The sequence below is a fragment of the uncultured Duncaniella sp. genome (assembly GCF_910578445.1).
Classification (GTDB): domain Bacteria; phylum Bacteroidota; class Bacteroidia; order Bacteroidales; family Muribaculaceae; genus Duncaniella.
The window spans coordinates 22,155-33,840 of record NZ_CAJTQC010000030.1 but is presented as its reverse complement, the minus strand read 5'-3'; the positions used below and the strand labels follow the sequence as shown (position 1 = coordinate 33,840).

Genomic DNA, 11,686 nt, shown 5'->3' with positions numbered 1-11,686 from the left:
AAATCGTAACCTATTACTATCAAGAGCAATTAACCTACGCTCATTTCCAATAAATTACACTCTTTTCGTAACTTCAAAATGCAAAATTACGAAAAATTTTTGTGCGTGGCAATCTATAGCCGTGTTAGTGCTGCATAGAATCCTAAAGATGTAGGCTGTCAAAGAAAGAAGCCTCGCTCCTGTGCGGGGCGAGGCTTTATAGTATGATTACTGACAAGGTTGCCGTTGAGGTTTGCAGCCGTCAGTCGTCGTATCAGAGACGCGATTTGATGGCTTCAGTCTCCTTTTCGTAGCCGGGCTTTTCGAGAAGTGCGAACATGTTGCGCTTGTAGGCCTCTACACCGGGCTGGTTGAAGGGGTTGACTCCGAGGATGTAGCCACTGATACCGCAAGCCTTCTCGAAGAAATAGATGAGCTGGCCGAGATATTTCTCTTCAAGTGCGGGGATGGTTACAATCATGTTGGGCACACCTCCGTCGACGTGGGCGATACGTGTTCCGAGTTCTGCCATCTTGTTTACTTCGTCGACGTGCTTGCCGGCAATGTAGTTGAGACCGTCAAGGTTGGCTTCGTCAGACGGGATGAATTTTTCGTGCTTGCTTTCAACCACTGAAATCACAGTCTCAAAGATGGTGCGCTCGCCTTCCTGAATCCACTGGCCCATTGAATGGAGGTCGGTTGAATTGTCGACAGCGGCGGGGAATATTCCAAGGTTGTCCTTGCCTTCGCTTTCGCCATAGAGCTGTTTCCACCATTCGCCGAAGAAGTGGAGTTTGGGGTTGTAGTTGACGAGAATTTCTGTCTTTTTGCCTGCAAGGTAGAGAGCGTTGCGGGTTTCGGCGTAGAGATAAGACGGATTTGAAGCGTCGGGAGTATTGGTCATTTTTTCCATTTCGGCAGCGCCATCGATGAGAGCGCGGATGTCAAATCCGGCAACAGCGATTGGAAGGAGGCCTACAGGGGTGAGAACCGAGAAACGGCCGCCAACGTTGTCGGCGATGACAAAAGTCTTGTAGCCTTCTTCGGTGGCGAGGCGACGGAGAGCGCCGCGCTGAGCGTCGGTGATGGCCACGATGCGCTTGCGTGCTTCGTCGACTCCGAGCTGACGTTCAAGCTGCTCTTTGAGAAGACGGAAGGCGATGGCGGGTTCGGTGGTTGTTCCGCTCTTTGAAATCACGATGATACCGAAACGTTTGTCTTTCAGATAGTCCTGAAGCTCATAGAGGTAGTCTTCACCGATGTTCTGTCCGGCGAAGAGGACTTTAGGATTGCCTTCAGATGCAGGACGATATGCGGCGAAACTGTCGCTGAGGGCCTCAATCACGGCTTTAGCTCCGAGATAAGAGCCTCCGATGCCGATTGCAACCACGGTGTCGCAGTTCTGGCGGAGTGATTCGGCGGTAGCGACGATATCGTCGAGGAGTGCTTCGGTTGTGTCGGTGGGAAGATTTACCCATCCGAGGAAGTCGCTGCCTTCACCTGTGCCGTTAAGCACTTTTTCAAGGGCGTTAGCAGCCTTGCCATCAAGTTTATTGATGTCTTCACGGCTCACAGTTCCGAGCACGTTTTTAATGTCAACAGATAAGGTTTTCATGTTATTTTAGTTTTTATATCCGATTGTCGTTTTTTGATTTGTTATAGGGTTGATTATATTAGGAATAGTCGTGTGTCAGATAAACCATTTTCCGAGGGCGCGGATAGCGCGCTCAGCGTTGGCATGGCGGTAGAGAATGTCGTAGACGGCATCGAGAATAGGCATCTCGACACCATATTTTTTATTGATTTCCTTGATACATTTAGTGCCGTAGTAACCTTCGGCGGTCTGCTCCATTTCCATCCTCGCTGTGGATACGGAGTATCCTTTGCCTATGATTGACCCGAAATTGTGGTTGCGTGAGAAGCGTGAATAGGCAGTGACCAGAAGGTCGCCGAGGTAAACGGAGTCGCAGATGCAACGCGGGCGCGGACATGCTTCGTCAATGAAACGCTCCATCTCGCGTATGGCGTTGCTGACAAGCATCGCAAGGAGATTGTCGCCTCCTTTCATACCGTGAACAATCCCTGCTCCGATGGAGTAGACGTTCTTAAGTACGGCAGCATACTCGATGCCTTCGACATCGCTCGACGGGATGGTACGTGTGTTGGGCGAGGATAGCTTATTGCCGAATTCAATAGCGTTCTGGACATTATGACAGCCGACCGTGAGGAAACTCGGACGGTCGAGCGCTACTTCTTCTGCATGGCAAGGCCCGGCAACGACAAGCAGATTGTCTGATTTCACACCGAAATGGTGCATGACGAAATCTGAGATGATTTCATTATCGCCCGGCACAATACCTTTCACGGCCGACACTACATATTTGTCAGAGATATCGACTGTGATTTTGTTGATATGCGTCTTGAAGTAGGGCGAGGGCATGACCATCAGCAGAGTGTCGGCATGGTTGCATACATAATTTATGTCGCTTGAAAATTCAATGCGCGACACGTCAAACTGCACATCGGTGAGATATGCCGGGTTGTGTCCAAGCCTCTTGAAATCCTCTATGCGGTCATCGCGCCGCATGTACCAGAGTATAGAGTCGCAGTTGCGAAGGAGAAGCCGGGCAAGAGCTGTAGCCCAGCTTCCGCCTCCCATAACTGCTATTTTATTGAATGCCATGATATGCGCGAACTGATGAAGGATTTCTGTTTATTATTCAGCTGCTGAGGGAGCTGCAGCTGCAATCCATTGTTCGACTTCACCGATGAGCGGTGATTTGAAGCCGAGTTTAAACTTCTTGTTGATGCCGCAGAGTTCCTGATGGAGTTTCCCGGCAGCCTGTCCTGCAAGCTGTTCGATGGTGTAGATGCCGGCCTTGTAAATCGGGGCTACCCATTCGGCCGGTACTCCTATTGCGGTGAAGGCTTCTTCCTTGTCGCGACGCTGCACCTTTTCAGGACGCATCTGCGGGAAGAACAACACTTCCTGAATTGTAGTCTGACCTGTCATGAGCATTACGAGACGGTCGATACCCATGCCCATGCCTGATGTGGGAGGCATGCCGTATTCGAGTGAACGTACGAAATCCTGATCGATAATCATAGCCTCGTCATCGCCCTTGTCGGCAAGTTTCATCTGCTCTACGAAGCGTTCATACTGGTCAATCGGGTCATTAAGCTCCGAGTAGGCATTGGCAAGCTCTTTGCCGTTGACCATAAGCTCGAAACGCTCTGTGAGATCGGGATTGTTGCGGTGACGCTTGGTGAGGGGTGACATTTCGATGGGGTAGTCGATGATGAAAGTCGGCTGGATGTATGTCCCTTCGCACTTTTCACCGAAGATTTCGTCGATGAGCTTGCCTTTACCCATTGTTTCGTCGACTTCGATTCCGAGCGAGCGAGCTGCTTCGCGGAGCTGCTCTTCGGTCATGCCGGTGATGTCGATGCCGGTGTGTTCCTTGATGGCATCGGTCATGGTCACGCGGCGATAGGGGGCTTTGAAGTCGATTATGTTGTCGCCTACCTTAACCTGAGTAGTGCCGTTGACGTCGAGGCAGATTTTCTCAACCAGCTTTTCGGTGAATTCCATCATCCAGTTGTAGTCCTTGTAGGCTACGTAGATTTCCATACAGGTGAATTCCGGGTTATGGGTGCGGTCCATACCCTCGTTGCGGAAGTTCTTGCCGATTTCATACACGCCGTCGAAACCGCCTACGATAAGTCGCTTGAGGTAAAGTTCGGTTGCGATTCGCATGTAAAGCTCAATGTTGAGCGAGTTGTGGTGTGTGATGAACGGGCGGGCGCTTGCACCTCCGGCGATCGACTGGAGAATCGGGGTTTCGACTTCCATGTAGCCATGCTCGTTGAAGTAGTTACGCATCGAGTTCATCACCTTTGTGCGCTTCACGAAGATTTCTTTTACGCCTTCGTTGACAATAAGGTCGACATAGCGGCGGCGGTAGCGGAGCTCGGGGTCGTCAAACGCATCATAAGTCACACCGTCCTTGACTTTTACGATAGGGAGTGGACGGATTGACTTGCCGAGCACTGTGAGTTTCTGTGCATGCACGGAGATTTCTCCTGTCTGGGTGCGGAACACGTAGCCATTGATTCCTACGAAGTCGCCAATGTCGAGAAGTTTCTTGAATACGACATTGTAGAGGTCCTTGTCTTCGTCCGGACAGATTTCGTCGCGGTTGACATAGACCTGTATTCGTCCATGTGAGTCCTGAAGCTCAAGGAAAGAGGCTTTGCCCATGATGCGGCGACCCATGATTCGTCCGGCGACTGCGACCTCACGCTGGGGGGCGTCGTCGGTAAATGTCTCTTTAATTTCGTCTGAGTATCCGGTTACAGGAAATTCGTCAGCAGGAAACGGGTCAATGCCACGTCGGCGCATTTCGTCGAGGCTTCCTCGGCGCACTATCTCTTGTTCACTGAGTTCAAGGATGTTCATATATTGATGATTTTTACTTATAATATATATTAAGGTGGTAAACCATACTTGTTTTCCTGTCCGCAGATAGGGAAACAATTGCAAAATTAATTATTTTTTCCTCTATGCCCAACAAAATAGGCTCCAAAACTTGGAGCCTAATGTTAAAAACGCAAAATTCTAAGGGTCATTTCGTCGAAATCGCCACGAATGGGAGAGTGTCGGCGACACGATAGGTGGCTATTCCAGAAAGCTTTTATAGCCCTCTTTCCAGCTTTCGTCGGCAAATATATCATAGTCGAGGTCTGATACATCGCCGAGGATTCTGGCCGGAATTCCACCGACAATTTTGCCACGCCGTACGCTTTTGTTGACAACCGCGTTTGGGGCAATAATGACCTCGTCCTCGATAATGACAGGGCCTTGGACCACAGCTCCGGGCCCGATGTAGACTCGGTTGCCTATTTTCGGGCATTCTTTGTATGGCCCTTGTCCCACGATGGAGACATTGTTGCCGATTTTACAGTCATCACCGATGGTGGCCTCAGGGTTGATGAGCACGCCGATTCCTCCGTGGTTGAAGAACGTCCCTTTCCCGATTCTCATCTTATAGCTTACAGAGCAGTTATAGTTGATGAATATCAGTAGTTGCAACAGTTGTGGCAGCAGCGGGATGTGATGCCTGTAAAACCAGTTGGCCAGACGGTAGAGCCTGATAGCGTTGAGCATAATGTTTTTCTATTATTTACAGTCTCTTAGCTTCTCGTAACTGTGAGGCCGGAGCGTGAGAGCGAAAGGTCTACGAGACGGGCGTTGGGGCGCAGCGGCTCGGTGTGGAGAAGCTGGCGGATGCGTGCGGCTGCCTCGGGGTCTTTTGCAATCATGTAGAGATAGCCTCCACCTCCGGCGCCGGGGAGCTTGTAGCCGAGACACAGGTCGTCGATACGGCGGGTGATTGCATCGACTTCAGGGGGATTTGTCCCGCGGTCAATAGCCATTTTCTGATTCCAAGTGGTGCGGACAAGTTCGCCGAGACGGTTGAAGTTGCAGCGCATGATGGCATCATACATTTCCATCGTGTGGGCCTTCATGCTGCGGAGCAGACGCAGCTGTGCGCCTTCGTTGAGGAACATGTTGCGGACTATTTCTGCAAGAATGTCCTTGGCTGTGCGGGTTATGCCGGTGTAATACAGCAGATGGCATGAGGCATATTCAGGGTCGGTGAAAAGTGTGTCGGGCAGCCAGCTGACCATCGGGTTCTGTTCGAATCCCTTTGTGGTCTGGAGCAGTTTGACGCCTCCGATGACGCCTCCGAACTGGTCCTGCCAGCCTCCTCCGGTGGTGAGGAGCTGTTCGAGCACGAGTGTGCGGCTACAGATTTCGTTCTTGTCCCAAGCAAGTGAGCAGAAGTCGCTGATTGCGCCGAGTACGGTTGCTGCAAGGATGCTGCTTGTGCCGAGACCGCTTCCGGCCGGTATGGCCGAGAAGAGTGTGATTTCAAGTCCTGAACCGAAGTCTTCGAGCTGGGCTTTGAGCGAAGGGTAGGTGACTTCGCAGAAACGGGGATGGAAACCGGCGAGTGCGAGTGCGGCCTTGGGTATCGAGAACGGACTTCCTACACGGTGGAAGTCGAGTATGGCATCAAAATTGTCAATGCGTTCTTCCGCGCCGAGGTCGATGCTTCGGCAGATGATGTGGGGCTCTTTACACGGACGCACGTAGGCCTGCAGCGGTGGTTGCCCGTTGAGTTCGATGGCGAAGTTGATGACAGTTCCGCCTTCCATCAGGCAGTAGGGGGCGGTGTCGCTCCAGCCTCCTGCGATGTCGATGCGCACAGGTGAGCGGCTCCATACAATCTGGTCGGAGCATACGGCGCGGCGCGGCAGCTGTTTCTTTTCAAGTGCTGAGCGTGTGAGCCCCTCACGGAGTATTGAGAAGGCCGTGTCCTGATCGGCTTTCCACTCCTGATTGGAGCGCCGTTTCACTTCCGCGCGGAACATTGCGTCGCTCGCACGTTTCACGAGCGGTTCTGTCTCGGCAATAGGGGCGGGCAGAGGGATTGGATCAGTGGCGAATGCTTTGGCTGCTTCGAGCAGGTCGGTCTGATAGAAAACGCTATGGTTATGGTTTTCAGCAAGCGCTATGCGGTTTTGTTTGCGGAAAGTGCGGCGCTGTGCGACGAGACGGTCGAGACGCGCGATGTCTGAGATGCGTTCGGCACTCAGCATTTCGTAGCCTGTAAGATCGGCGTTGCCTTCAAGCATGGCTTTGACGATACGTCCCATCTCGGCGATGTCTGTGACGATTGGGAACTGCGGACGTTTCTGCTCATCGCCTGCAAAGCGGTCGTCGATGTTGTAGACGCGCACTGCGTAGTCTTCATCATTTACAGGAATAATGTCGACACATTGTCCCGGAGAGAGTGAAAGCTGCCAGTCATTGGCCGGGACTCCGGTGATGATGTGGTCGCTTGTGAGTGTCCATCCCTTGGAAATATGGCTGTTTTCAATCCAGATGTTGGTGTTTGATGCCTCAAACTGGATTTCGGTTATGGTATTCTGGACAAAAATCGAAGGGTGCGGCTTGCGGTCTCGGTGCATGATTTCGCGCTGGTCGTTGACGATGTTCTGGACTGCGAGGGTTGATGAAATCATTTCGCGGCCTGTCCCGAAGTGATAGAACTGTCCTCCGGGAAGCGGCACGATTGCTACGGAAAGCTCGCGTAGTTCAGGGTCGATGATTTCAGGGTCAGTGCCGAGAGCCCGTCCGAATTCGGAGTAGAGGTCATATTCCTTGAAAGAGCCGTCTGCGTTTCTCGAACGCTTGCGCAGCAGTTCGACCGCACGGTCACTGAGAAGCCAGATTCCTATATCGGTGAGGAAGTAGCCGGTCTGAAGCAGTGAATTGAGTTTTTCGACCGATGGTTTCTGCAACATGCGGTTGAGCACAGAGGGTGCATCGTGAGTGCTGTAGAAGACTCCGTGGTTTTTTGCGATTGATGAGTTGAGCCATAGCCCGTAGCATACAACGTCGGCTTTCGGGACAGGGGCGAGGCGTTCGGCTGCACGGATATAAACGTCTCCGCTGACAATCATGGTATTGACTGTGGCAGGAGCTGTCGACATGATGCGCTCGTAGAGTGGGAGCTGAAGGTCGAGAAGAGTCTGTGAAAGGGACTGTCCGCGTTCCCAACGGAAAATGGGAATCGGTGTGAGCACTTTGCCCGAAGGGGCATATGAGGGAAGACGGCGGCTCTGGCCTCCGGCATGGATGATTATTTTACGTTCTTTACCTATCCATTTTTCAAAACTGTCGCTGTCGGCTGACTCGCGATGACATTCTTCGAGAATCCATGTTGTTCCGCCGCCGCTGCCAAGTCTGTGGCCGATGGGGTCGGAGGTGCAGTAAAATTCCGATTTCGAAAGTCCGGTTATATCGTGAAAGCATCCCACAAGGTTGGGCGGGAGCGAAAGGAGTTTCTTAGCCATTTGATTATTTCAAGGTATATGGTGAGCATTGTTTTCTGCAAATTTACGAATTATTTTATAAATTTGCCATTCAATCAATCAATACCTGTTCAAATAATGATTAGCTTCGCGAAAAGCTGTTGATTGTCACATGTGTAATCGCTTGATTATGACCGTCAAAAGTGAATTATCTGCAATTCCGGTGTCAATCGTGTGATTGTGAGCAACGCCTGATTTTTGTCATTGACTTGATTACTTGAAAATATACTCTGATTTTAACTACCATGAAAAGATTTCTTTTGAACTTACTGATGCTCATGTCGCTGACGGCAGTCGCGCTGGCAGGTGACTCCGTCGATGTCAGGATTCCTGACAAATGTTTTGACATACTTGTCCCCGACACGGCTTCATATGTTGTCTTTCTCGCTGACCAGAAGACATCGAACAAAGACGGTCAGATGCGTCTCAAAGTCGCGTCGCTGAAAGACGGACGCGGACTCTGGTCAAGGAAATATTATCCTAACAGATATGTGGGCGTGTGTGATCGGGGAGTAATCATCGGTGATGCCTTCGACCTTGTGCTATATGATTTCCATACCGGTAAGGAGATAAGGAAGCTGACATCGCGGCCATTGTATTTTGATTATGGCAAGGACCTGATTATAGGGCTCAGAGGTAAAGGAAAGCTTGGCTGCAATCTCCTTTCGACAGGCGAGAAGCAGTGGGAGACAAAGATTGGCAGCAATAGCGGTTCGCGATGGAAGGTGGTCGAGCGGCCCGACGAGAATACACTCATAATTCAGTCTGATTACGTAGGTAAAATCAACTTAGTTACAGGCGAGATAAAGAGCTGTCCGTTGAAACAATCGGTTTTCGACCGTAAATCCTACTGGCTGTCAGAAGAGGCGGCTGAATCTTTTTTGACCGGTTCTGTCTTTGGTGCTGTGGGCGGTCTGCTTTTCGGTGCGTTATCATTGAACTCGCTTGACACTCAGGCTAACTCGTATGATATTGGTAATTTCTGTTCTGATGTCGTGAAACATGATGGCCGTTTCTTCGTCTCTGACCGCGAACGCCTTGTCTGTCTTGATTCCGACATGAACGAGGTGTGGCAGTCCATATTGCCTAAAAATGCAGGAAGCCATGCGAAGCTTGACATTCACGGCGATACAATAGAAATGGTCAACGTGGGATATGTCGAGTCGGGAAACAGGCGCTATAAGTCCGGTCGGCCGTTCAGGGCTTCTTTCCTCGCCGGAACAGGCGAAAGCCTTTATCTGTACTTTTTCCCTGAAAAGTGGGATGAGGAGCGTTTCGGCAAGAATCTCAACTTTGTGACCGCGACAGTGTTTGTCAGTGATGGTTCGGGTGAGAATTTCAGCCGTCTGCAATTTCCACGCGAGGGTGCGTATGTCGCTGCGCATGGCGGTAGTATCCTTCATGTAGATACCGACCTGAACCTGATTGACAGCATTGACAGCGATAAGGTGTATTATCTCGTGGCTTCGCTCCCCGACGGACACATTGTCAAAAGCAAAGGCGAAACGCTTTCGTTTATCCGCATCGGTCTTGACGGGAAAGTCATTGAGAGATATGGCTCTGACCACAAGGGATTCATCGTCAACAGCCACCGCCTTTTCAAAAACAAGGGAGATGTCCTGATTGTGTCGGAGTTGAATGATTAAGTGTCTGATTAATTTATTTTAGATAAAGACATATCATTGGCACATACGGTTAAAAACTAATAGCCTGCTATCCATTGTTGTACAAATGCCCATTTTCTTTTCTTGGATTTTGGTAAATGCTTTTTGCTATAAAAATGACTTAAAGTTTAAAAAAGAAGGTAGTAGTGTGATAAAATCATGATAATTTTGGTAGAAGTGTTTAACTTTTTTTGTATATTTACGAAAATTTAACTCTGTGTAGTATGGGCATTATGCACTACTTACTGACATTTCTTATTGCATTTTTGAGTGTAGCCATGCATCCGGCAAGGATGGTTGCTGCACCGGGAGTGAACGGGGATGCCAAAAGAAACATTGTGATTCCGGAGGTTAATAGCACGTTTGTTATTTCTGCCGATAAGGAAGGCAAAACAGTCACGCGTATCAGGCATCATCTGGTCACAACCTATCGTGCCACAAGTGCTCCGGCAACTGCTAAAGCATATGTGTTTTATGACGATACCCAAAACATTGACAAGGCGAAAGCCAAAGGTGCGAAACCGGTCTACACCAAGGCTACCGGTTCTGGTATATTTTTTGACGATTCGCGTGTCTGCCTTCTCAATATTCCGATTGAAGAAGTGGGTAAGGATGTTGAGGCTGTCTTTGACCGCACATTCAATCGTCCTGATTTTGCAACCATCAGTTTTCTTGGTTCAATCTATCCGATAGAGCGTTACAGTCTCACTTACCGTATGCCGGTCAGTCTTCAAGGTGTCATAGATGTGGTTGGTCATAATCTGCCACCTCAGGTCAAGATTGACCGCGGAATTTCAGCTGACGGTAAGGAGTATGTGGTGAGTGTCACAGCAACAGATTTGCCTGAATTCAAATATGAGGCTGATGCGCCGCCGGCACGTCGGGTGTATCCTTACGTTCAGCTTACAGGATTTTACACCGATGTCAATCAGCTTTATGAGAGTCTGCGCTCCTATACCCTTGCTTCGGATCCTGATCCGGCATCTGTTGAGGCTATGGCTCGAAAAGTAACTTCAGACTGTAAAAACGACTCCGAACGTATTGCAGCAATCAGCGATTGGGTGCACGACAATATACGATATATAGCCATTGAACACGGTGACCTTGGCAACACTCCCGATCATCCATCAGAAGTGCTCCGCAAGCGTTTCGGTGATTGCAAAGGCTCAGCCTCGCTAATTAAAGCTATGTTACGCACTGTCGGGATTGACGGCCGGCTTGTATGGATAGGGTCGGATAATATTGCTGACGACTGGACCGAGACACCTCTGTTCAGCACCGGAGACCATATGATTGCCGCTGCCATTCTTCCGGGAGATTCAGTGGTCTATTTAGACGGAACGGTCGGGATGGCTGATTGTGGTCTATATTTACCATCTATTCAAGGCAAACAGACGATAATTGAAAATGGTGACACTCCTATGATTCATCGTGTCCCTGTTCTTCCTCCAAGCGTCAACACTGATAGTATCCACATTGACTATAGCATTGATGGGATTAACGGTCTAAGAGGTAGTCTCACAGAAAGCATCAGTGGCTTCTACAAGGCTTCGTTGCTCAATCTGCTGCGTGGAAGTGATGCTACAAAGCGTGATAATATTTTGTCACGATATATCCGTGAACAGCGGCGTGGTTTTGATGTTATGGAGGTCAAAATTGAGAATTCCTCTCCATGTGGAGGACCTTCTGTCCTTCGGGCGGAAGTAGTGGATAAGAAAGCTGTCACCCGCTCTGCGGGTAAAACTTATGTGGCTCTTGGCCTCTATCCCGGTATTGTCTCATTGGTCTATGATATGAATAAACGCCGTCAGCCTGTATTCCTTCGCGGTTTATATGCTATCAGACGCAGTGCTACGCTTTATATACCTGATGGCGCTCGACCGGTATCCATTCCTGCCGATTTCAACATTGCGACTCCCAATTTCAAAGCCTCCTTCATTTGTCGTTTGGAAGGTCAGAAACTGACTGTAGCGTTGTCACTGACTGTTGAGAAGCGTATGATTCCGTTTGACGGACTTCAGGAACATAATGATGCTGTCCGAGCTTTGGCCAAGGTGCTTTCGGAACGTATAATCCTTGAATCCGCCGGGTGAGTCGGC

At 49.9% G+C, this 11,686-nt stretch carries 7 protein-coding genes; 2 read left to right on the top strand and 5 right to left on the bottom strand.

Going from position 1 to position 11,686, the window contains the following annotated elements; translation table 11 throughout:
• Positions 1-253: 253 nt before the first annotated feature.
• From QZ311_RS10720 to QZ311_RS10700, 5 genes are all read right to left on the bottom strand, one after another.
• Entirely contained in the window at positions 254-1,594 is a 1,341-nt protein-coding gene (locus tag QZ311_RS10720) for a glucose-6-phosphate isomerase (protein WP_297067679.1), read from the bottom strand.
• Positions 1,595-1,669: 75 nt separating this feature from the next.
• A complete protein-coding gene (locus tag QZ311_RS10715) occupies positions 1,670-2,662 on the bottom strand; it encodes an NAD(P)H-dependent glycerol-3-phosphate dehydrogenase (RefSeq protein WP_297067676.1) in 993 nt (330 codons plus the stop codon).
• Between the two features lie 33 nt (positions 2,663-2,695).
• Positions 2,696-4,438, bottom strand: coding sequence for a lysine--tRNA ligase (lysS, locus tag QZ311_RS10710; RefSeq protein ID WP_297067672.1), 1,743 nt, complete (start codon positions 4,436-4,438; stop codon positions 2,696-2,698).
• 219 nt (positions 4,439-4,657) lie between these two features.
• A complete protein-coding gene (locus QZ311_RS10705; protein WP_297067669.1) occupies positions 4,658-5,146 on the bottom strand; it encodes a DapH/DapD/GlmU-related protein in 489 nt (162 codons plus the stop codon).
• Between the two features lie 26 nt (positions 5,147-5,172).
• Complete coding sequence (locus tag QZ311_RS10700) at positions 5,173-7,905, bottom strand: bifunctional fucokinase/fucose-1-phosphate guanylyltransferase (protein ID WP_297067666.1); 2,733 nt, start codon at positions 7,903-7,905, stop codon at positions 5,173-5,175.
• 263 nt (positions 7,906-8,168) lie between these two features.
• On the opposite strand from QZ311_RS10700, the gene QZ311_RS10695 reads away from it, so the two are divergent.
• Positions 8,169-9,569, top strand: coding sequence for a hypothetical protein (locus tag QZ311_RS10695; protein ID WP_297067663.1), 1,401 nt, complete (start codon positions 8,169-8,171; stop codon positions 9,567-9,569).
• Between the two features lie 251 nt (positions 9,570-9,820).
• Positions 9,821-11,680, top strand: coding sequence for a transglutaminase-like domain-containing protein (locus QZ311_RS10690; protein ID WP_297067660.1), 1,860 nt, complete (start codon positions 9,821-9,823; stop codon positions 11,678-11,680).
• Positions 11,681-11,686 lie beyond the last annotated feature (6 nt).

Coding starts and splice junctions, on each gene's coding strand:
- QZ311_RS10720 (WP_297067679.1), bottom strand. CDS start 1,594: ATGAAAACCTTATCTGTTGACATTAAAAACGTGCTCGGAACTGTGAGC.
- QZ311_RS10705 (WP_297067669.1), bottom strand. CDS start 5,146: ATGCTCAACGCTATCAGGCTCTACCGTCTGGCCAACTGGTTTTACAGG.
- QZ311_RS10695 (WP_297067663.1), top strand. CDS start 8,169: ATGAAAAGATTTCTTTTGAACTTACTGATGCTCATGTCGCTGACGGCA.
- QZ311_RS10700 (WP_297067666.1), bottom strand. CDS start 7,905: ATGGCTAAGAAACTCCTTTCGCTCCCGCCCAACCTTGTGGGATGCTTT.
- QZ311_RS10690 (WP_297067660.1), top strand. CDS start 9,821: ATGCACTACTTACTGACATTTCTTATTGCATTTTTGAGTGTAGCCATG.
- QZ311_RS10715 (WP_297067676.1), bottom strand. CDS start 2,662: ATGGCATTCAATAAAATAGCAGTTATGGGAGGCGGAAGCTGGGCTACA.
- lysS (WP_297067672.1), bottom strand. CDS start 4,438: ATGAACATCCTTGAACTCAGTGAACAAGAGATAGTGCGCCGAGGAAGC.